Below are 21,453 nucleotides of genomic sequence, written 5' to 3' on the forward strand. Positions count from 1 at the left end.
GGAGTGCGTCATGGGCAGAGTTAACGGCAAGAACGTGATCGTTACCGGCGGCGCGCGCGGCATGGGCGCCGCGTTCGCCCGGCGATTGGCCGCCGAAGGGGCCTCGGTCGTCATCACGGACGTACTCGTCGATGAGGGCAAGGCGTTGGCCGCCGAACTCGGGGACAACGCGCTGTTCGTCCCGCTCGACGTCACCGACGAATCGGCTTGGACGGCAGTGGTTGCCGAGGCCGAGCGCACCTTCGGACCGGTCTGCGGACTGGTGAACAATGCGGGCATCGTGCACGTGGACCCGATAGAACGACTCGCCGAGGCGGACTACCGCAGGGTCATCGATGTGAACCAGGTCGGGGTATTCCTCGGCATGAAAGCCGTTGTGCCGTCGATGCGCCGGGCGGGCGGCGGTTCGATCGTCAATATCTCCTCGATCGGCGGCATCATCGCCTTCAGCAATATCCTCGGCTATGTCGCCTCCAAGTGGGCGGTGCGCGGTATGACCAAGGCCGCCGCCCAGGAGTTCGGCGCCGACGGAATCCGGGTCAACTCGGTCCATCCCGGTGTCGTGGCCACCGAGATGACCGCCGACTCCGACCGCTCGCACTCGATGGTGCACGACCAGCCGCTCCCCCGCGCCGCGGCGCCGGGCGAGCTGGCCAACCTCGTGCTGTTCCTCATCTCCGATGAGGCCAGTTTCTGTACGGGCTCCGAATTCGTCGCCGACGGCGGCTACACCACCAAGTAACCAAGGACACCTGCTGTGAAGAACTTTGAGGACAAGGTCGTCGTCATCACCGGCGCGGGCGCGGGCATCGGCCGCGCGCTCGCGCTGGAACTGGCGCGCAATGGCGCGAAATTGGCGTTGTCCGGCCGGAACCTGGCCAATGTCAGCGAAACCGCCGCCCTCTGCGAAGGCGAGAGGGCGAAGGCGCGGGCCTATAAGCTCGACGTCACCGACCGCGCCGCCGTCTACGCGCATGCCGATGAGGTCCGATCCGACTTCGGCCCGGCCAATCTCGTGGTCAACAATGCGGGCGTCTCGCTGACGGCCAATATCGAGGAGTTGAGCTGGGAAGACTTCGAGTGGATCGTCGGCATCAACTTCTGGGGCGTCATGTACGGCACGAAAGCCTTTCTGCCGCAGGTCATCGCCTCCGGTGACGGCCATATCGCCAATGTCTCCAGCATGTTCGGCCTCGCCGCCTGCCCGAGCCAAGGCGCCTACAACGCAACCAAATTCGGCATTCGCGGATTCACCGACGCACTGCGCCAGGAAATGAAGATCGCGGGCTACCCCGTCGGAGTCAGCAGCGTCCACCCCGGCATGATCAAGACCGAAATCGCCTGGAAGGCCCGTGCGGGCGGCGACCGCGACCGCGACGCCCTCGCCGCCAACTTCGACAGGCTGGCCAAGACGACCCCCGAGTCCGCCGCGAAGACCATCCTGCGCGGCATCCGAAAGGACAAGGCCAAGATCCTCATCGGTGCCGATGCCCGCGTGATCGATTTGCTGCCAAGGATTTTCGGTTCGGGATACCAACGGATCCTCACCGCCCAGATGAAGAACGAGGTATAAGGACCGGTCGGCATTCGGCGATTGGTGAACCCGGCTTGACGGGCCGGTCTTGCCAATTTGCCGGAATCGGTTGCTCTAAAACTGCTGTGCTGTCAGGATATTTCCCACGCGACGACTCCGGCTCGGGGGGAGCCGCCGTTTCAACGCGAATCAGGTTGTGTTTCAACTACTTCAAGGGAACACCTTGTGAAATATCGGCAGCAACCTCGCCCGCCACGTTTCGGGCATTCACCACAGTTCCGGACCAGCTCCACCCAGGGAGCCTTCCCCTCGTGGGTGCAGATCGCCCTCGCCCTCAGCGGCTTATTCGTCCTGGCCACCATTGTCGCCGTGCTATACCGCACCCCGAGCCCATTTGCCGAAACACCGCGCGCCGTCACGGTTGCCACCACGAATCCCGCTGACGCGCTCGGCTTCGATAGCGAGTCCGCGCTACCTCGCTGATTCCTGCCGGCGTCATTTCCGTTCGGATAATTCCCGTCATAGACGCACTCATGTCCAGTGCATCGTCTATATGGAAAAGATGGGTCTCCAACTGGTTGCCACGCACGCGATGGCGAGGTGGAAATGGTATGACGACAGACCCTTTCACCGATTCCGGGAGACTGCCCGCGCACAGTCGGAAAGCTACTCGGGCGGTGGTTCGGGAGTTGACGAGCGCGGCGGCGAATTCGCGCACCGGTGTCCTGCGCGTCGCGGGCGACCCGGGCGGCGACCTCCACCTCAGACACGGGAAGGTCGTCGCCGTCCGATCGCCGGGTGCGCCCGGCGTTCCCGAGTTGCTCGCCCGTCCGGGGCGTGGCAGCACCGGCGAGGCCGAACTGCGGCTGTTGGAAATGATGACGGCCTTGGATGGGGCCTTCGCGATCGCCGCCGGTTGGATCGACAACTGCTTTTGGAAGGAGATCTGGCACGACCCGAGTTCCGAGATCGCGGCAGAGACCACCGCGGCGGATGACGATCGGACTCGCGGCGTCGAACCGGACCGGCTGATCGCCGAAACCGAGCGACGACTGCGAGCGCTCGCCAGGGTGCGTGTATCCCCGCATCGGAACATTCTGGTCCTCACCGACCAGGGCCGGGCCGTGCTGAATGCGCATCCGAACGGCGCGCGGGCGCAGATCCTGCGGGAGGTAAACGGCCGAAACTGCTGTCGCGACATCGCATTCTCGCTCCGGCGCGGCCTCTTCGCGATCGCCGTCGAGGTCTCCCGGCTCTTGGAAGAGGGCATTCTCGCGGTCCCCGGACCGCAGCGCACCGACGATCGGGCCGCCCAGGGCAACCCTGCTGATCGGGCCGTACTGCCGCGCCGTCGTCGCGGCGCCAGCGGCATCAACGACATGCTCCCGCCGCGGTCCCCACAACCGACCTCGATCGAGGTCACCACACCGCCCGCGAGGCGGAGATCAGAAAGGATGCGATGAATACATCGAGCGGTAAAGGTCCAGGGAATATGACCGACCGGGTCGGCCTCCTTGTGAAGACACTCCGCGGTGAAGTACCGGAATGCCTGGCCGCGGGCGCCATCGATATGTCTACCGGCATGCTATTGGCCGTCGAAACGGTCGACACCCATCCACCGGAGGTCCTCGACCTACTCGCGGCCGCGACCCTCGATTTGTTCCAGGGCCGCAATGTGGTGATGATCGAGGACATCTTCAAGGAACGCCGCGGTATCCGCACCGACCGCCACTACTTCCAGGAAATCCTGGTCAATAGCGACAACCTGACCCACCTTTTCATCCGAGCCGAAGGCCGCGACGATTTCGTCGTGGTGGTCGTCTGCCGCAAATCAGTGAACGTGGGCATGCTTTTCGCCCAGGCCCGACGCGTCATGAAAGAGGCCGGTCGGTTCTGAGGAATCCGCGGGTGCGGGCCGTCCAGCACCGCTCGCACCTGTGTTCAGCGATATCGCTGATCCCCTTACGCATTTCGTGTTCCGCGCGCCCCGGCCGCACGTAGCAATTTCGCGCCGAGGTCGGCTAGCATATCGGCCATCTCCGGCGGTTCGGTGACCTCGAATTCCAGTCCGAGGTGGGCGATTCGGACGGCGGTCCATTCCAATGAATCGGCGGTGGTGCGCAGCAGGCAGGTGTTGTCGTCGATGGGTTCGATTTCCTCGGGACGGACGCGGAAGCTTTCGATCAGGTCCGGGGCGGCGGCGTGTACGAGGAAGGTCACCCGGCGCAGAGGGCGGGACTGGGCCAAGGATCGGGTGACGAAGGCGGCGGCGTCCTCGGTGGGCAATTCCCTTGGCGTGCTGCGTATTCCGGTCCGTTGCGGCGCTTCGATGCGGTCTACGCGGAAGGTACGCCAGTCGGCGCGGTCGATATCCCAGGCGACCAGGTACCAGCGGCGTCCCGCGGAGACGAGGTTGTGCGGTTCGGCCAGTCTGCGCGTTTCGGTATCGCTTTTGTCGCGGTAGCGGAACCGGATTCGTTCGCCGTCGCGGCAGGCGGCGGCCAAGACGACCAACGTCTCCGGATCGACGAACGGTCCGGCGGCCGGTCCGCCGAGCGAGAGCGTGGCGGTCCGCACCGCCTCGACCCGGCGGCGCAGCCGCGCGGGTAGCACCTGTTGGAGTTTGGCCAGCGCCCGCGCCGACGACTCGTCGATCCCCTCGATCGCGCCCAGCGCGGCATTGCGCAGCCCGAGGGTGATCGCGACCGCCTCCTCGTCATCGAGCAGCAGCGGTGGTAGCGCGGTTCCCGCCGCCAAGCGGTAGCCGCCGATCGAACCGAGGCTGGCATGCACCGGATACTCCAGCTCGCGCAGCCGCTCGATATCTCGGCGCACCGTCCGCACGGTCACGCCGAGCCGTTCGGCCAGCTCCGGCCCGGTCCAATCGCGGCGCGTCTGCAGCAGCGACAGCAATTGGAGCAGGCGGGCGGCGGTTTCGGTCACAGCTCCCAGTATCGCCCGAAATGAGGACCGATCCTGACCTCATTCGCCCCTACCGTGGCGGTTGTGAACGCAGACCGAGACACCATCCAGATAATCGGGGCACGTGCCAACAACCTGCGCAATATCTCCCTGGCCATCCCCAAAGGCAAGATCGTCGTCTTCACCGGCGTGTCCGGATCGGGCAAGTCGTCGGTGGTCTTCGGCACCGTGGCCGTCGAATCGCAGCGCCAGCTCAACGAGACCTTCACCTGGTTCATCCGCAACCGACTGCCGAAATATGAGCGGCCAGAGGCCGATGTGATCGACAATCTGGCGCCCGCGGTGGTGGTCGACCAGAAGCCGATCGGCGGCAATTCCCGCTCCACCGTCGGCACGATGACCGATATCCAGTCGATCGTCCGGGTGCTGTTCTCGCGCTATAGCGAGCCGAGTGCCGGTGCGGCAACCCACTATTCGTTCAACGACCCGCTGGGCATGTGCCCGGAGTGCGGCGGGCTCGGGCAGGTCGTGCGACCGGATTCGGCCAAGCTGCTCGATACCGATAAGTCGCTGAACGAGGGCGCCATCAACTTCGCGCCGTTCGCGGTTGGCACTTTTCAGTGGCAGATCTACGCGGAGTCGGGACTCTTCGATCCGGACAAGCCATTACGGGATTTCACCGCTGAGGAGTGGCAGCTGTTCCTGCGCGGCAATGGCTTTCGGGTGCCGCGGGTCAACAAGACCGGTTCGGTGGGCAGCAATGCCTACGAGGGACTGTTGGAGCGCTTCGACCGGCTCTACATCAAACGCGACCTCGGCGCGCTGAGCGATAAGAATCGCGCCGCGGCGATGGCGGTGGTCAGTGAGACGAGCTGTCCGGAATGCGGTGGTGCGCGGTTGAATTCGGCCGCCTTGGCGAGCCGGATCAATGGCCTCGGCATCGCCGACTACGGCCACATGGAGGTGTCCGACCTCATCGAGGTGCTGGGCGCACTCGCGCATACACCCGCCGCGCCGATCGCCGATGCCGCCATCACTCGGTTGCGGCGAATCGAGGAGGTGGGCCTGGGCTACCTGTCACTGGATCGCGAGACTTCCACCCTGTCCGGCGGTGAAGCGCAGCGGCTCAAGGTCGTTCGGCATCTCGGGTCCAGTCTCACCGGGATGACGTATATCTTCGACGAACCCAGCGTCGGCATGCACCCGCGCGATGTCGGTCGGCTCAATCACCTGCTGATCCAGTTGCGCGATAAGGGCAATACGGTGCTGGTGGTCGAGCACTCCCCCGATGTCATCGCCGTCGCAGACCACATCGTCGATATGGGGCCGGGTGCGGGCGGGCACGGCGGTCAGGTCGTATTCGAGGGCACCGTCGAAAAGCTGCGCACCTCGGGCACTTCGACCGGTGACCGGTTGCGCCGGGTGCAGCCGGTCAAGAGTGCCAGCCGCACTCCGACCGGCTGGCTCACCGTCACCGACGTCGACTCCTACAACCTGAAGAATCTCACCGCACGATTCCCCACCGGCGTACTCACCGCGGTCACCGGCGTGGCGGGTTCGGGCAAGAGCACCTTGGTATCGGGCGCATTCGTCACCGCCTATCCGCAGACGATCGCGGTCGATCAGTCGGCCATCGCCGCCTCCCGACGCTCCAGCCCCGCAACCTATATCGGGATCATGGATCCGATGCGGCATTTGTTCGCCAGGGAGCACGGCGTCAAACCCGGGCTCTTCAGCTTCAATTCCGACGGCGCGTGCGCCGAATGTGGCGGCGCGGGTGTCATTTTCACCGATCTGGCGTACATGGATCCGATCACCACCGTCTGCCAGACGTGCCACGGTCGCCGCTACCGGCCCGAGGTGCTGGGCTATACCGTGCGTGGTGCGTCCATCGCCGACATCCTGGATATGACGACGGAGCAGGCACTCGACTTCTGGAATGGCCACGCGGGCACCAAGATTCGCACGCCGCTGCGCGCACTGAACGAGGTCGGCCTCGGCTACCTGACGCTCGGCCGCTCGCTCAGTTCGCTGTCCGGCGGCGAGCGCCAGCGCATCAAACTCGCCGACCACCTGCACCGCAGCGGCGGCATCTACGTGCTCGACGAGCCGACGACCGGATTGCATATGGCCGACGTCGACGCTTTGATCGCATTGCTGGACCGACTGGTCGACGCGGGCAATACGGTGATCGTCATCGAACACGATCTGCAGGTGGTAAAGCGGGCCGACTGGGTGATCGATCTCGAACCGGATGGCGGCAAGCACGGCGGCGAAATCGTCTTCACCGGAACACCTTCGGCACTGCTCGACGACGAGCGGTCGATCACCGCCGACTATCTGCGGCGCAGCGTGGCATGAACGTGCACTATTCGACCGCGCCCCTCGACCAGGCCGAATAGTGCCCGATCAGAACGGGTTTCGACTCCCGGTCGGCAGCGCGGCGACACCGTCACCGGTCAATCGCGGCACCACAACCGGTCGACCTGTCATCAGCAACAGCAGGTCGGCGATGCGGCCCCGCACCTCGTGCCCGGCGCCGACCGCCCAGTCGGTGTCGGTGGCGACGAGCCGAAATCCCTTCAGCCGGTGCTTCGCCCAGAACGGCCAGCCCATCGTCCACACCCGAGTGGCCGCCGTCGCCGCGGCCTCGATCGGGAGGCCGATCTGCCTGTCGGTCGGGATCGCGATGTCCTGACCGTGCACCATGATGTCGAACAGGATATTGCGATAGCTGGTGACCACCGGCAACTTTCGCGAGGCCGCGTGCGCGCGGATCTCGGCAACGAGATCATTGCCCGCATCGGCGTAACGCACCGACACATCGTGATTCAGCCGATGGAACCGCCCGCGCGCCCGTAGCCCTTCGCGAACCATGCCCACCGGACCGGGCGGCTGCGGCGCCAGCGCGATATGCGCGGCCACATCCCGGATCCGCCAGCCCGCGCACAGCGACGGCAACTCCCACTCGCTCGGCGCGAGATCGTCGAGCACATCGGCGATAGCGCGCCGCTGCTGCTCGATGACCCGCCACTGCGCATCACGGTCCACACTCGACCTCCGATACAATTTGGTCAGCCCCGCTGACTACTATAGTCAGATAGGCTGACCAACTACAAGGAGTGGCCGTGGCCGACGACTCGAACGACGACCTCAACGTCGGAGTCCTGATGTTCATCCCGTATCGAGCCATGGAGCGCCGCATTTTCGACGCGCTGGCCGCGGCGGGCTACGCCGACTTCACCGTCGCCCAGGCCCGCATCCTGCAGCGCATCGCCCCTGACGGCACGCGCCTCACCAACCTGGCGGAACAGGCCCAGGTCACCAAGCAGACCGCCGGATTCCTGGTCGACCAACTGGAACGCGCGGGCTACGTGGAACGCGTGCCCGATCCGGCCGACGGCCGCGCCCGCCTGATCCGCATCGCCGCCCGCGGCGCCACCGCCACCGCCCTCGCCAACCAAACCGCCGCCGAGATCGAGGCCGAATGGGCCGCCCACCTCGGCGCACGCACCATGACTCAACTCCGCAAAGCGCTGACCCAACTGCGCGCCATTACCGACCCCTACGCGTAGCCTCCACGCAGTCGGCGGCCTCGATCTGCCGCACTCCACCTGCCTGATGACGCCTCGAACACCAGGTCCAGCCATCCTGCTGACCGGGACGTCCAGTACGCCCGGGCACGGCGGGGCGGCAGGCTGAAAGCCACGCTGCCCGCGACGTGAGCGCTGCGCGGCTGCGGTATTCGCCAGGGCGATCCGAGGGCCGCGCGCCCGGTGATCGGCCTTTGTCATGCGCTGGGTGCGCGGTGGCCGTCGACGACCGAAGGAGTGTTATGACGATCGGAGTGGAGCCGGTGGAGCGACCGGGGGCCGCCTTCGGGAGGCTCGATCCCGATCGGCAGAGCGCGAACTCGTCGGTTGTGGAACTCGATGGAGCGTGCGGACTTTCGCGGGAACGGATCGGGGGGAAGGCGTGGAGTGTCGATCATATGCGGGCGCTGGGGCTGCCGGTGCCGCCGGCGTTCGCGCTGACGACCGAGGCCTGGGCGGAATTCGGGGCCGATGGCGGGGTGCTCGACGCGCGGATCTGGGCGGGTGTGCGGGCGGGTATCGCCGCGCTGGAGCGTGGCACGGGCCGGCGGTTCGGGGCGACGGAGCGTCCGTTGCTGGTTTCGGTGCGTTCCGGCGCGGCCGTGAGCATGCCGGGGATGATGGATACCGTCCTGAATCTCGGTATGAATGACGCCGTCGAGCGGGCATTGACTGCCGAGACCCGAAATCCGGACTACGCCAGCGATACTCGGCGACGGTTCGTCACCCAGTATCGAGAGATCGTGCTCGACGATCCGAATGGTGTTGTGCCCGAGGATCCTTGGGAGCAGCTGCGCGGCGCGATCAGCGCGGTGTTCCGGTCGTGGGATTCCGCGCGCGCCAAGACCTATCGGCGCACCCGGGGAGTTTCGGACACTCTCGGCACGGCGGTAACGGTGCAGGCCATGGTGTTCGGCAATCTGGACGCACAGTCGGGGACGGGCGTGCTGTTCAGCCGGAATCCGAATACCGGTGCGCATCCGGTCTTCGGTGAGTGGCTGGTCGGCGGGCAGGGTGAGGACGTCGTCTCCGGACGCACCACCCCGCGCCCACTGGACGAACTCGCGGCGACGCTGCCCGACCTGCACCGCCAATTGATCGCCGCCGCCGAACTGCTCGAGCGCGACGGCCGCGATATCCAGGACATCGAGTTCACCGTCGAATCCGGCCGCTTGTGGCTATTGCAGGCACGGCCCGCGAAACGCTCGGCACGCGCGGCCGTTCGCGCCGCCGTCGCGATGGTCGACGAAGGCCTCATCGACGCGGATGAAGCGTTGCGCCGAGTCGGGGCCGACCAACTGCGCACGGTCCTGCGCCCCGAATCCGGCGACGATACCGGGCTGCAGCCGCTCGCCCGCGGCGAATCGGCCTGCCCCGGACTCGCCTCCGGCATCGTGGTCACCGATCCCGACGAGGCCGAAACCCGTTCCGCCGCCGGCGAGCACGTGATCTTGGCGCGCGCCACCACCAGTCCGGACGATCTGCACGGCATGATCGCGGCGCAGGCGATCGTCACCGAACTCGGCGGCGCGACCTCGCATGCCGCGCTGGTGAGCCGGGAATTGGGCCGCCCGTGCGTAGTCGGCTGCGGCCCGGGGGTCGTCGAGGCGCTGGCCGGTCTCGTCGTCACCGTCGACGGTGGAGCCGGCACCGTCTGGCCGGGACAGGTCGCCGGCAAGGCGGTGGCGGCCTCGGTCATCGAGGACGTCGATCGCCTCGCGCAATGGGCCGGAGTCGATTCCGCCGAGCTGCCCGCCTTCCTGTCGAACCGCGAGCGGATCGAAGATCCGGCAACAGCAACGCATGTGTTGCCAGTAGCCGAATCACCTGCGGATACCAACGGCCACAAGGCGATCGAGCCCGCGGCCCAACCCGCTCAGGTTTCCGAACTCGCGATACTCCGCCTGATCGGCATCAAGGGCCGGGTGCAACCGAAGGCCGTCGCCGAGAGCTTCGATGTCCCCGAGGGCGAAGCATCCTCGCGCACTGACGATTTCGTGACGCGCGGGTTATGTGCCAGCACACCGGTCGGCATTCGCCTCACCCCGCAGGGTCGAGAGCAGTTGACCCAACTTCTGGAACACGAGCGCGCCGGTGTGGACCAGAATGTCATAGCGGCGGCCTACGATGAATTCTGCGAGTTCAATGCCGAGCTGAAGGAAGTCATCACGGCCTGGCAGATGAAGGATGCGAGTACGGTGAACGATCATTCCGACAACGCTTATGACGCAGCCGTTTTGGCGCGACTCACCACGCTGCACCATAACGTCGCACCCCTGGTCGAACGCATCGGCGCCATCGCGCCCCGGCTCGCGCCCTACACCGATCGCCTGTCTCGCGCCGCCGAGCGCATGAACGGTGGCGACCACAGCTGGGTGGCCCGGCCGATCATGGACAGTTATCACACGGTGTGGTTCGAATTGCACGAAGACCTCATCGGTCTGTGCGGACTGAGCCGCGCCGACGAGGCCGCCGCGGGCCGAGCCCACTAGCGCCATGTTCACCGATAACGACCAGCGGCGATGGGTGGAATTCGCCGAAATCGACAATGTCCGCGACCTCGGTGGGCTTCCGGTAATCGGCGGCGGCACAACCCGATTCGGCGTCGTCTACCGGTCCAGCACACCACAGCATCTCAGCGAGGACGACCTCGGGATACTCGTCGGCCCGATCGGCCTACGCACCCTGATCGACCTGCGCAATCCCGATGAGGTGCTGCGCGAGGGCTACGGCAGGCTGACCGGCAATGCGGCTGTGCGCATGGTCAATCTCCCGGTGCGCAAGTCGACCACCGTCGCCGCGACCCCGGCCGAACTCGTTCCGGATGGCACACAATACGACCTCGTCGCGCTCTACCGCGAACTCCTTTCCGGCAGTGGCGAATCCATCGTTGCCGCGGCTCGCATCATCGCCGACTCCGAACGCCATTCGGTCGTCTTCCATTGCGCCGCGGGCAAAGATCGCACCGGCGTCCTGGCGGCCATGGTGCTGGACGCGGTCGGCGTTCCCGCCGAGGCGATCGCCGCCGACTACGCGCTCACGGGTGAACGCCTGGAACGCATCCGCGAACGCCTGGACGCGCTGCCGTCCTATCACGGACTGCCACCGGTCCGCACCGGCATACTCGGGGTCGATCCCGACGTGATCATGCGATTCCTCGACGAATTGCACACCACGCAGGGCGGAGCGAGCGAATGGTTACGCACGCACGGCCTATCCGATGCGGAACTCGCCCAGCTCCGCACGGTTCTCGTGGATGCTGCCTAGTCCCGGCAGTGGAGACTGTTCACCCGGAATCGCCGCCAGCGGCCGGCTAGGGTCACCCTGATACCCGGCACATCCCAATGTCGCGGACCCCGCCTCGACGGAGCCTGCGCCCGGCATCATGAGCAGTATGGCAACGCGCGAAGTGGTGAAGGCGGGCGCGTTCACGAGAGTGTACGACCCCAGCGACGGTGAACCACACCCGTGGTACATCAACGACCACACCGTTGTTCGCGACGAATCGGGCCGCTGGCACCTGTTCGGCATCACCCACCCGGAACCGGCCGACCCGTTCCACGAAACCGAATTCGCGCACGCGACCGCGCCCGGGCTGCGCGGACCGTGGACCAAGCAGGCGAGCGCCCTGACCGTCGACCGCGACTACGGTGAGACGCATCTGTGGGCGCCGCACGTCATCGGCGTGGACGGCCGGTACTACATGTTCTACGCGGGCGGCGGCCCCGATCGGACCGGCGCCGCGATGAATCTGGCCACCTCGATGGACCTGTACCACTGGACCCGGAGCCGGGCCGGGCCCCTGTTCCGCGACGGCTACGACGCCAGGGATCCGATGGTGTTGCGTATCGGCGAGAAGTGGGTCATGTACTACTGCGCCACCAGCGCACCGCGCGGCGGTCACCATGTGGTCGCCTATCGCACCAGCGGCGATCTGCTGCACTGGGGCGATCGGCATATCGCCTATACGGACCCGAGCATCGGCACCGAGGCGGGCAATACCGAATCGCCGTTCGTGGTGCATCACGGCGGCTGGTGGTACCTGTTCATCGGCCCGCGTCCGAATTATGTCGGCACCGACGTGTTCCGCAGCGAAAACCCTTTCCGGTTCCGCATCGGCGACAAGGTCGGCCATATCGCCGCCCACGCCGCCGAACTCGTACAAGACGGTGACCATTGGTGGATCACCAGCGCGGGCTGGGCCCAGGGCGGCGTGCACTTGGCGCCGCTCACCTTCCCGACCCCGCGCAACATCACCGCGGCCGTCCCCCGCTGACCGCCCGCACCATATCGGCGACCAGCACCCTGGTCTGCTCGAAGGACGCACCGGACACCGCGGGTGCGCCCACCACCGAGCGCATGACCCCCAAACCCAGCAGCAGCGCACCGATCACTTCGGCGCGCAAGGCGGCATCGTCACCGTCGAGACGCGCGGTCATCTCCCGCAAATAGCCATCGCAGAGTTGGGCGCGTAACTGCCCGCGCACGGCCGCATGGCCCGAGGAGCGCAACATCGCCAGCACCGGATGTTCGCCGCCGAACGCGGGCCAGTCCTCGAAGACGACATCGCGCAGCAGGGCATCGACGATGGACACCACTGGTCGATGCGGATCGGCGGCAACGCCTTTCGGGATCTCGATGTACATGGCCTCGGCGTAGAGCTGCTCCTTGGAACCGAAGTAGCGGAACACCAGCGCCGGATCCACACCGACATCGCCGGCGATATCGCGGACGCCGGTTCGGTCGAATCCGTTGGTGGCGAATCGGATTCGGGCGGCATCCAATAGCGCGGATCTGGTGGCGGCGCGGTCGCGCCGACGGCCCGGCGCTGCGGTCTCGGTCATGGAGTCATCGTAAGTCACCAATTGTTGACTTGTCCGACAACTCCTTCCTAGCCTCGATGTCATCGGCCGATGCCTCAACCGAAAACGACTCGAGGAGAAGCGATTCGATGCGCACCTACGTGATAACCGGCGGGACCGACGGCATGGGCAAGGGTCTGGGTCTGCACTTCCTCGGCCGCGGCGACCGGGTGCTCGCGGTGGCCAGCGGCGCGGCTAAAGGCGCGCGATTCCTGAGCGAGGCCGCCGGACTGGGAGCCGCCGACCGCGCCGCCTTCGTACAGGCCGATCTCAGCACGCTCGCCGGGATGCGCAAGGTCCTCGCGGAGGTCGAGGCCGTCACCGACACCGTCGACGGGGTGGTATTCGGCGCACAGAACTTCCGCTCCGCCCGCCAGGAGACCGCCGACGGTTTCGAATACACCTTCGCCCTCGCTTACCTGAGCAGATATGTCATCGGGCACGGACTCTTCGACGCGCTCGAACGCGCCACCGCACCGGTCATCATGAATATCGGGGGCCCGGGCGGACTTCCCGGCACCATCGAATGGGACGACCTGCAGCTGCGCGACGGCTATCGCGGTATGCGCGCGGCAATGCAATCCTCGCGCTGCATCGACCTGCTCGGGGTGGCATTTCCGCAACGCCACCCGCAGGCACGCACGCGGTATGTGCTCTACAACCCGCTTATGGTGCGCACCGCCATGGCCGATCCGCTGCCCATGGCGCACCGCCTGCTCACCAAGGCGTGGCTGCTGGTCGCCGGGCAGCCGGTGCGCAAGGCCATCGTCCCCATCGCGGAGTTGATCGACCATCCGCCAACCGAACCGCTCGCCGCCTTCCGACGCCGCAGGCGACTCGCCCTGACGGGCACGGACTTCGACCCGGCGCGCGCCCGGCGCCTCGACGCGATCACCGCCGAGTTGGTCGACAGCCGGGTCACCGGTGCATAACGACCGCTGACCCACTCACCCGAAGCCGACCACCAACCAGCCCCTCCGGATGATAATCCCGGAGGGGGGCCTGCGCGTTGGGAGGCGGTCGGGATGGCGCGGATCGGGGTAATGAGCATTTCCGATGGGCGTGACTACGTGCACGCCGGCATCGCGGAGTTCATCGAATCAACGCAGGACCGGCTGGTCGCGGGGTTGCGGGCGGCCGGGCACGAGGTGGTCTGCGGCGCGGCGCCGATCAGTACGAACGCACTGGCCGGATCGGTGGCTCGGGAAGTGGCCGCCGCGAATGTGGATCTCACGGTGTTGCACTACGCGGTCTGGGCCTTCCCGCACTTCACGATGCTTGCCGCGGGCGCCACGCCCGGTCCGCTACTGCTGCTGTCCAATATCGATCCGGTGCAGCCCGGCATGGTCGGCATGCTGGCCGCGGGCGGGGCGCTGGATCAGATCGGCCGCGCGCACGCCCGGTTATGGGGCGATCCGTCCGATGCCGATCTGCTCGAGGCGATCGGCGTCCAGGCCACCGCGGCGGCGGCCGTATCCAGTCTGCGCGGCAGCACTTTCGGACGCTTCGGTGGTCGGCCGATGGGCATGAATACGGCGGTCGCCAATACCGACCAATGGCAGCGGCTGTTCGGCATCGATGTCGAGGAAATCGACCAGTGGGAGATCGTGCGCCGCGCCGAACTGGCCGATGCCGGGGAGGCGAAGGGTGCGCGAGAGTGGTTGGAGCACAATACCGCCGGCGTGCACTACGACGGTGTGAAGCTCACTCCGGACCTGCTCGAACGTCAGATCCGCTCGTATCTGGCCGTGCGCGAGCTGATCGCCGAATGGCGTCTGGACTTCTCCGGCATCAAGGGTCAGCCCGAGCTCCCAGTACTTCGCGACGATGGATATCACCGAGGCGTTCCTCAATGATCCCTACGATTGGAACGGCCCGAAGCAACCGCACGTGTGCGCGACCGAAGCCGATATGGACGGCGCGCTCACCATGCAGCTGCTCAAGCAGATCGCCCACACCCCAGTGCTTTTCGCCGATGTCCGGCACTACCACGCGGACCGCGATATCTGGGATCTGTGCAACTCCGGCCAGCACGCCACCTGGTTCGCCGCGCGCAGCCAGGATCCGAACGAAAACCTCGCCAAAGTGCATCTGTACCCGGAGGTGTTCTTCTTCCCGGCGGGCGGTGCCTCCGTGCACCATCTGGCCGCACCCGGCCGAATGACCCTGGCCCGTCTCACCCGCAAGGACGGCGACTATCGAATGCAATTGATGCTGGGTGATTTCGAAACCTACGACCAGGCGACAAACGACGCACTGATGAAGCAGTCCACCTGGGAGTGGCCACATGCCTTCGCCCGCTTGGACGCGCGTGCCGGGGATTTCCTGTCCCGCTTCGGCGCCAACCATATTCACGCCGTACCCGGCGATCATCGGGCACCGGTCCGAGCCGCCTGCGATCTCCTCGATATCACCGTCGACGAATTCACCCGATGACGAGCTCCACGAACAGGAGGGCCGAGCATGTTCATCGGAATTGACATCGGAACCTCCAGTTCCAAGGGCGTACTGGTCCGGCCGGACGGCACCATCGTCGCCAGATCCGATCGCACGCACGGTGTTTCGACACCACGACCAGGTTGGGTCGAACACGATGCTGAAGGTATTTGGTGGGCGGAGTTCCGAGAGATCGTCCGCGAACTGCTCGACGCGGCCGACGGCGCGCCCCTGGACGCACTCGGCGTATCCGGCATCGGCCCCTGTCTACTACCCGCCGACGCCGCCGGAAACCCCCTGCGCCCGGCCATCCTGTACGGCGTCGACACCAGGGCGACCGCCGAAATCGCCGAATTCAACCGGGAATTCGGTGCGGCGGCCGTGCTGGACCGCGGCGGCTCCCCGTTGACCAGCCAGGCCGTCGGCCCCAAATTGCGCTGGCTGGCCCGGCACGAGCCACAGGTCGCGGCCCGCACCGAAATGCTGCTGATGGCGAGTTCGTTTCTGGTGCACCGACTTACCGGCCGCTACGTGCTCGACCACCAATCGGCCAGCCAATGCGTCCCGATGTACGACCTGCGCCGACGCGATTGGGCGTCGGACTGGGCCGCCGTCGTCGCGCCGGGCCTGCGGTTGCCCGAATTGGCCTGGCCCACCGAGATTGTCGGCCAGGTGAGCCCGGCGGCCGCGTCGGTGACCGGACTGCCCGCCGGTCTCCCGGTCACCACCGGAACCATCGACGCCTGGGCCGAGGCCGCCAGCGTCGGCGTCCGCGCACCCGGCGACGCGATGATCATGTACGGCACCACCATGTTCCTCGTCCAAGTGCTCACCAATCCCCGGGCTCATCCGGGCCTGTGGCTGACCTGCGGAACCTGGCCGGGCACCTACACATCGGCGGCGGGCATGGCGACCTCGGGCGCGGTCACCGATTGGCTGCGCCGACTCGTCGGCGGCGACTTCACCGATCTGGTGACCGAGGCCGCCGAGGTCCCCGCAGGCAGTCGCGGCCTGCTCGCGCTGCCCTATTTCGCCGGCGAGCGCACACCGCTGTTCGATCCGGACGCCAGGGGCATTATCGCTGGTCTGACCCTCGGACACGGTCGCGCGGAGCTGTACCGGGCGGTGCTGGAGGGCATCGCCTACGGCGTGCGGCACAACCTGGAGGCGATGACCGCGGCGGGCGGGCAGGCGCGGCGGCCGGTCGCGGTCGGCGGCGGCACGAAGGGCGGACTCTGGACCCAGATCGTCACCGATGTGACCGGCCTGCCGCAGCAACTCCCGGCCGACACCGTCGGGGCCTGCCTCGGTGACGCCCTGCTCGCGGCGGTGGCCGTCGGTGTCGACACCGCGGGCTGGAATCCCGTCATCGGCGTGGTGGAGCCGGATCCGCAGCGCGGGGCGCTCTACGCCGCGTACTACCGGCGCTACCGCGAGATGTACGAATCCACCGTGCACATCGCGCATTTCCTCGCGGCGGAGCAGCACCGATCCGTTCATCTCCGGTAAGCCCCATGCCTATGCGAGGATGCAAGGTTGCAGACAGGACAGTTATCGCGAGGGATCTCGATGCCGACAATGACCTTGACCCGAAACAATTTCGACGCGACCGTCGCGAATAGTCATATCGTGCTGATCGATTGGGGTGCGCAATGGTGTGAGCCGTCGCGCCGATTCGCCGAGGTCTTCGCGGCCTCCTCGGATCTGCATCCCGAAATCGTCTACGGCATGGTCGATATCGACGCCGAGAAGCAACTGACGGAGATGGCGAAGGTCGAGGCGTATCCGACCCTCATGGCCTTCCGTGAGGGTCTGCTGGTGTATTCGGAGGCCGGGGCGCTGCCCGCCGACTCGATGGAGGAACTGGTGCAGCAGATCCTCTGGCTGGACATGGACCAGTTCCGGCGCGAGTTGGCCCAGCTCTCGGCCAGCGTGTCGGTCGGCGAACCCGAACAACCACAGACCGGCTTCACCTACCAGAAGCGCGCCGGCCACGCCGCGGCGACCGACCGATACGGCTGGCCGGGTCTGTGACCGCCCCGGGGTCGGACCTCTGGCGTCTCGACGCCACACGCACCCGCTCGATCAGTGCGGAGAATCCGACCGGCGCCCCCGGCGCGGGCGGCCGCGCGATCGACGGCACCGGCGCGCATGCGGCGCGGCTACTCGGCCCCGGCTGGAAGATCTCACCGTCGATTCACCTCGCCGCAGGCGAAACCACAACGCTCGCAGACATTTCCGGCCCCGGCGTACTTCGCCACTGCTGGCTCACCACCGACCGCACCGCACTGGGCCTACTCACCCTGCGCATGTACTGGGACGACGAGCCGGAGCCGTCGATCGATCTGCCGCTCGGCGATTTCTTCTGCAACGGCTGGGACGAACTGGCACTCGTGCGATCGGAGATGGTGGTCGTCGCCCCTGCGGGCGGCCTGAACAGCTACTGGCCCATGCCTTTTCGCGCGCACGCCCGGATCACGCTGCACAACGGCAGTGACCGTGGCGTTCCGGTCTACTACCAATTCACCTACAGCGAGGAAGACATACCCGAGGCTGCCGGATATCTGCACGCGCTGCGCCGCGCCAGCACACCACTGGGTGCGCCCGCCGTGCACACCATCCTCGACGCGGTGCCCGGACCCGGCCGGTATGTCGGCACCTACCTGGCCATCCGACCGGGCGCACCGGGCTGGTGGGGTGAGGGCGAGCTGAAGTTCTACCTCGACGGCGACACCACCCACCCGACGCTGTGCGGTACGGGCACCGAGGACTACTTCGGCGGCGCATGGAATTTCGATCTCGACGGCGCGTACCGGACCTATTCGACGCCCTATCTCGGCCTGCACCAGGTGCTGCCGCCCGATGAGATCTACCGGCCGCAGCAGCGATTCGGCATGTACCGCTGGCATATTCGCGATCCGATCTGCTTCCGGCAAGAGTTGCGCGTGACGATGCAGGCGCTCGGCTGGCGTGACGATGGCACGTACCTGCCGCTGGAAGATGCGGATATCGCGACGACGGCGCTGTGGTATCAGGGCCTATCGCGGGTCTAGGTCCTCGTCATCGGGGAGCTCCATGGCGAGTAGTTCGTCGGCGCGGTGCAGGGCATCGTCCATCGCCGATTCGATGCCGTCCATGACCGACAATCCGTCCAGCAGGCCGGACAGCTCGCGTCGGGTGGCTTCCAGTTCCGCGACCGCCGGATCGATGCGATACCAACCGACGCCGTCACGCCACCACGGGTTCTCGTCGATCCACGCCCACATGACATCACGCACCAGCCGGGCGTCGGGGGTGTAGATCTGGAAGGATTCGTCCGCCCCGTCCGCGCGGTGCTCGAGTTCGTAGACGCCGTCGGGGAGCAGGCGCGCCTGGATGTAGGCGTGCTCGCCGCGGCTGACGACGATCGCGGGGCAGTCGGGGTCGGGTGGTTCGTGCAGCAGGTCGTCCAGCAGGGGATCCGTCAGGGCGGGGAGTGTGGTTCCGTCGCCCGTGCGGACCTGCACGTCGGCGTGCCGTTCCGGGTCGTCGTTCACCGCGACAGTCTGCCTCATCCGGAAATCCGGGTTTCGGCGGGGCGAAATGCGACACCGCGACGGTGTTCGGGTGCAAGGTAGTGCTATGCGCGCGGTCGTGATCGAGACGCCAGGAAGGTTCGCTGTCCAGAACGTGCCGGATCCGACGCCCGGTCCCGGCGAGGTCGTGGTGCGGGTGGACGCGGTCGGGATCTGCGGTACCGATGTGCACATCGCCGACGGCGAGTTCCCGCCGACGCCCTATCCGATCGTGCCGGGTCACGAATTCGCCGGTTCGGTGGTGGCGCTGGGACCCGGCGCTGACGGTCGAATCGGCGATACCGTCGCGGTGGATCCGTCGTTGTTCTGCGGCGCGTGTCATTACTGTGCGATCGGGCGCGGAAATCTGTGCGAGCGGTGGGGTGCGATCGGCGATACCGTCGACGGCGCGATGGCCGAATACGTCGCGGTGCCCGCGGCCAATTGCTATCGGCTGCCCGAGGCCGTATCTGCCGCGCACGGTGCGCTCGTCGAGCCGTTGTCGTGTGCGGTGCACGCGTTCGACGTGCTGCCGCGCGCACTGGGCGCGCACTACCTGCTGTACGGCGCGGGCACCATGGGGTTGCTGATGCTGCAGCTCGCGCGGGTCGCCGGGGCCGCGTCGGTTTCGGTGGTCGATATCAATACCGCGCGACTCGAGGTTGCGCGCAAGCTCGGCGCGGATGCCACCGCCACCACCGCCGACGAATTGGACCGTCCGCAGGGCTGGGAAGTGGTCATCGACTGCACGGGTGCGATCGCCGCCATCGAGGACGGGTTCGGCCGGGTGCGCAGGGGCGGAGTGTTCCAGCAGTTCGGGGTCGCGCCGGGCGCCGCGACCGCGTCGATTTCGCCGTTTCGGATCTACAACGACGAGATCACCATCGTGGGTTCGATGGCGGTGCTGCACAGCTTCGGGCGCGCGGTCGAACTCATGGGCAAGGGCGTGATCGATGCGGACACCATGATCACCCACGGCTTCGGTTTGCCCGAATTCGCCGATGCGTTACAGACTTTCCGCGACGGCACCGGCCGCAAGATCCAGATACGGCCGGGTGCTATCTGATGGCCACGGTCGCCGGAGTCGATAGCTCTACCCAATCCTGCAAGGTCGTCCTCTGTGACGCGGATACCGGCGAGATCCTGGAGGAAGCGCGCGCCCCGCATCCGGAGGGCACCGAGGTTCCCGCCGAATCCTGGTGGCAGGCAATGTGTTCTGCTGGTCACGGATTACTCGATCGGGCCGATGCGGTGGCGGTGGCGGGTCAGCAACACGGGCTGGTGGCGCTGGGTGCCGACGGACGCCCGGTGCGGGATGCGTTGCTGTGGAACGATATCCGCTCCGCGGATGCGGCAGCGGAGTTGATCGCCGAACTCGGCGGCCCACAGGTGTGGGCCGATGCTGTCGGCAGTGTGCCACTGGCCGCCTTCACCGTCGCCAAGCTGCGCTGGCTGGCCGATCACGAGCCCGAGCATGCCGATCGGACGCACCGGGTGCTGCTGCCACACGACTACTTGACATGGCGGCTTCGGGGCGGGCCATCCGATCGCTCCGTCGAACCGACGACCGACCGGGGCGACGCCTCGGGCACCGGCTACTGGTCGCCCGCGACCGGGGCATATCACAAAGATATTCTCGCCCAGGCCTTCCGGGGTCGAACTCCGGAACTCCCCCGCGTCGCCGCACCGGCCGAGGCGGTCGGACGCACGCCAGCGGGCGCATTGGTCGCGGCGGGAACGGGTGACAATGCTGGTGCCGCACTCGGTTTGGGTATCGAAGACGGTGACGTCGTGATGTCACTCGGCACCAGCGGTACCGTCTATACCCGAGCCGCCGCGCCCAGCGCCGATGCCACCGGAGCCATTGCCGGATTCGCCGATGCGACAGGTGCTTTCCTGCCTCTGGTCTGCACGCTCAATGCCGCCCGCGTACTCGACTCCACCGCCGCTCTGCTCGGCGTCGGCCCGACTGCGCTGGAAACGCTTGCGCGCCAAGCACCTCCGGGCGCAGAGGGGGTTGTGTTACTGCCCTACTTATCCGGGGAACGCACCCCGAATCTGCCGCACACCACCGGTAGTCTGCACGGCCTGCGCCCGGAAACGCTGCGCCCCAGCCATATTGCCCGCGCGGCGTTCGAGGGCATGCTCTGCAATATGGCCGACGCCCTCGACCACCTGCGCGCCACCGGGATCCCGATCCAACGCATGCTGCTCATCGGCGGTGCGGCGCGCTCCGCCCTGGTCGCCGAACTCGCGGCGGAGATCATCGGGGTCACGGTTACGGTGCCCGAGCCGAATGAGTACGTCGCGCTCGGTGCCGCCCGGCAGGCGGCCTGGGCCCTCGCCCGCACCGCGCGGCCGCCGAGCTGGTCCGCACGCACCGTCGCCGAGGTTCGCGCACCCGGCGACGGCGGGGTGATCGGCCGGCGGATCCGGGCGCAGTACGAAAGCGCACGAGGGGCCCTCTACGCTCGATGAGTGGGCCGTCCAGCAGCGCCGAAGGAAACGCTGGTGGGCGGGTCTGCGATGTTGTAGTACAAGCAGTACCGCAT

Annotated in this window: 22 protein-coding genes; 18 read left to right on the forward strand and 4 right to left on the reverse strand. The window is 66.8% G+C overall.

From position 1 onward, the window contains the following. The first annotated feature begins 10 nt into the window (after positions 1–10). The 5 genes from ACHQ4I_RS23645 to ACHQ4I_RS23665 all read left to right on the forward strand — a co-directional run bounded on the left by ACHQ4I_RS23645 (position 11) and on the right by ACHQ4I_RS23665 (position 3,431). Complete coding sequence (locus tag ACHQ4I_RS23645; RefSeq protein WP_420773981.1) at positions 11–742, forward strand: glucose 1-dehydrogenase; 732 nt, start codon at positions 11–13, stop codon at positions 740–742. Between the two features lie 15 nt (positions 743–757). Further along, positions 758–1,573 (forward strand): SDR family NAD(P)-dependent oxidoreductase, encoded by an 816-nt coding sequence (locus ACHQ4I_RS23650; protein ID WP_420773982.1) that lies wholly within the window; start codon positions 758–760, stop codon positions 1,571–1,573. Positions 1,574–1,759: 186 nt separating this feature from the next. Beyond that, complete coding sequence (locus ACHQ4I_RS23655) at positions 1,760–2,017, forward strand: hypothetical protein (RefSeq protein ID WP_420773983.1); 258 nt, start codon at positions 1,760–1,762, stop codon at positions 2,015–2,017. Positions 2,018–2,145: 128 nt separating this feature from the next. Beyond that, positions 2,146–2,997 (forward strand): hypothetical protein, encoded by an 852-nt coding sequence (locus ACHQ4I_RS23660; RefSeq protein ID WP_420773984.1) that lies wholly within the window; start codon positions 2,146–2,148, stop codon positions 2,995–2,997. Positions 2,998–3,026: 29 nt separating this feature from the next. Beyond that, on the forward strand, positions 3,027–3,431 hold the full coding sequence (locus tag ACHQ4I_RS23665) for a hypothetical protein (RefSeq protein ID WP_420773985.1): 405 nt from the start codon (positions 3,027–3,029) through the stop codon (positions 3,429–3,431). A 65-nt stretch (positions 3,432–3,496) separates the two neighbouring features. On the opposite strand, the gene ACHQ4I_RS23670 is transcribed toward ACHQ4I_RS23665, so the two are convergent. Next, positions 3,497–4,477 (reverse strand): helix-turn-helix transcriptional regulator, encoded by a 981-nt coding sequence (locus ACHQ4I_RS23670; protein ID WP_420773986.1) that lies wholly within the window; start codon positions 4,475–4,477, stop codon positions 3,497–3,499. A 63-nt stretch (positions 4,478–4,540) separates the two neighbouring features. Here ACHQ4I_RS23670 and ACHQ4I_RS23675 point away from each other — a divergent pair, with 63 nt between their 5' ends. Beyond that, positions 4,541–6,817, forward strand: a complete 2,277-nt coding sequence (locus tag ACHQ4I_RS23675; protein WP_420773987.1) for an ATP-binding cassette domain-containing protein — start codon at positions 4,541–4,543, stop codon at positions 6,815–6,817. Between the two features lie 48 nt (positions 6,818–6,865). Here ACHQ4I_RS23675 and ACHQ4I_RS23680 read toward each other — a convergent pair whose 3' ends face one another. Further along, a complete protein-coding gene (locus ACHQ4I_RS23680) occupies positions 6,866–7,507 on the reverse strand; it encodes a maleylpyruvate isomerase family mycothiol-dependent enzyme (protein WP_420773988.1) in 642 nt (213 codons plus the stop codon). 119 nt (positions 7,508–7,626) lie between these two features. Between ACHQ4I_RS23680 and ACHQ4I_RS23685 the strand changes: the two genes are divergently transcribed. The 4 genes from ACHQ4I_RS23685 to ACHQ4I_RS23700 all read left to right on the forward strand — a co-directional run bounded on the left by ACHQ4I_RS23685 (position 7,627) and on the right by ACHQ4I_RS23700 (position 12,325). Beyond that, positions 7,627–8,031 (forward strand): MarR family winged helix-turn-helix transcriptional regulator, encoded by a 405-nt coding sequence (locus tag ACHQ4I_RS23685; protein WP_420774190.1) that lies wholly within the window; start codon positions 7,627–7,629, stop codon positions 8,029–8,031. A 260-nt stretch (positions 8,032–8,291) separates the two neighbouring features. Continuing rightward, positions 8,292–10,541, forward strand: coding sequence for a pyruvate, phosphate dikinase (locus ACHQ4I_RS23690; RefSeq protein ID WP_420773989.1), 2,250 nt, complete (start codon positions 8,292–8,294; stop codon positions 10,539–10,541). Between the two features lie 4 nt (positions 10,542–10,545). Continuing rightward, entirely contained in the window at positions 10,546–11,316 is a 771-nt protein-coding gene (locus ACHQ4I_RS23695; protein WP_420773990.1) for a tyrosine-protein phosphatase, read from the forward strand. A 127-nt stretch (positions 11,317–11,443) separates the two neighbouring features. After that, positions 11,444–12,325, forward strand: a complete 882-nt coding sequence (locus ACHQ4I_RS23700; RefSeq protein WP_420773991.1) for a family 43 glycosylhydrolase — start codon at positions 11,444–11,446, stop codon at positions 12,323–12,325. Here the strand turns inward: ACHQ4I_RS23700 and ACHQ4I_RS23705 are convergent. After that, a complete protein-coding gene (locus ACHQ4I_RS23705; RefSeq protein ID WP_420773992.1) occupies positions 12,303–12,893 on the reverse strand; it encodes a TetR/AcrR family transcriptional regulator in 591 nt (196 codons plus the stop codon). The genes ACHQ4I_RS23700 and ACHQ4I_RS23705 overlap by 23 nt on opposite strands. Before the next feature lie 107 nt (positions 12,894–13,000). Here ACHQ4I_RS23705 and ACHQ4I_RS23710 point away from each other — a divergent pair, with 107 nt between their 5' ends. From ACHQ4I_RS23710 to ACHQ4I_RS23735, 6 genes are all read left to right on the forward strand, one after another. Continuing rightward, positions 13,001–13,843: an SDR family NAD(P)-dependent oxidoreductase gene (locus ACHQ4I_RS23710; protein WP_420773993.1), complete on the forward strand. Its 843-nt coding sequence runs from the start codon at positions 13,001–13,003 to the stop codon at positions 13,841–13,843. 93 nt (positions 13,844–13,936) lie between these two features. Continuing rightward, entirely contained in the window at positions 13,937–14,767 is an 831-nt protein-coding gene (locus tag ACHQ4I_RS23715) for an L-fucose/L-arabinose isomerase family protein (RefSeq protein WP_476445403.1), read from the forward strand. Beyond that, complete coding sequence (locus ACHQ4I_RS23720) at positions 14,739–15,347, forward strand: hypothetical protein (protein ID WP_420773995.1); 609 nt, start codon at positions 14,739–14,741, stop codon at positions 15,345–15,347. The genes ACHQ4I_RS23715 and ACHQ4I_RS23720 overlap by 29 nt, the downstream gene beginning before the upstream one ends. A 27-nt stretch (positions 15,348–15,374) precedes the next feature. Then, positions 15,375–16,856, forward strand: coding sequence for an FGGY-family carbohydrate kinase (locus ACHQ4I_RS23725; protein WP_420773996.1), 1,482 nt, complete (start codon positions 15,375–15,377; stop codon positions 16,854–16,856). A 69-nt stretch (positions 16,857–16,925) separates the two neighbouring features. Beyond that, positions 16,926–17,381, forward strand: coding sequence for a thioredoxin family protein (locus ACHQ4I_RS23730; RefSeq protein WP_420773997.1), 456 nt, complete (start codon positions 16,926–16,928; stop codon positions 17,379–17,381). After that, positions 17,378–18,400 carry a glycoside hydrolase family 172 protein gene (locus ACHQ4I_RS23735; protein ID WP_420773998.1) on the forward strand — a complete coding sequence of 341 codons (1,023 nt, stop codon included), beginning with the start codon at positions 17,378–17,380 and terminating at the stop codon, positions 18,398–18,400. The genes ACHQ4I_RS23730 and ACHQ4I_RS23735 overlap by 4 nt, the downstream gene beginning before the upstream one ends. Here ACHQ4I_RS23735 and ACHQ4I_RS23740 read toward each other — a convergent pair. After that, the gene (locus tag ACHQ4I_RS23740) at positions 18,386–18,901 is read right to left on the reverse strand and encodes a hypothetical protein (RefSeq protein WP_420773999.1); all 516 of its coding nucleotides are present in this window, start codon (positions 18,899–18,901) and stop codon (positions 18,386–18,388) included. The genes ACHQ4I_RS23735 and ACHQ4I_RS23740 overlap by 15 nt on opposite strands. Before the next feature lie 67 nt (positions 18,902–18,968). Here ACHQ4I_RS23740 and ACHQ4I_RS23745 point away from each other — a divergent pair, with 67 nt between their 5' ends. Then, a complete protein-coding gene (locus ACHQ4I_RS23745) occupies positions 18,969–19,967 on the forward strand; it encodes a zinc-dependent alcohol dehydrogenase family protein (RefSeq protein ID WP_420774000.1) in 999 nt (332 codons plus the stop codon). Beyond that, positions 19,967–21,379: a xylulokinase gene (xylB, locus tag ACHQ4I_RS23750; RefSeq protein WP_420774001.1), complete on the forward strand. Its 1,413-nt coding sequence runs from the start codon at positions 19,967–19,969 to the stop codon at positions 21,377–21,379. Before ACHQ4I_RS23745 ends, xylB begins: the two co-directional genes overlap by 1 nt. Positions 21,380–21,453 lie beyond the last annotated feature (74 nt).

The sequence above is a fragment of the Nocardia nepalensis genome (genome assembly GCF_048910785.1).
In the GTDB taxonomy this organism is placed as follows: Bacteria; Actinomycetota; Actinomycetes; order Mycobacteriales; family Mycobacteriaceae; genus Nocardia; species Nocardia nepalensis.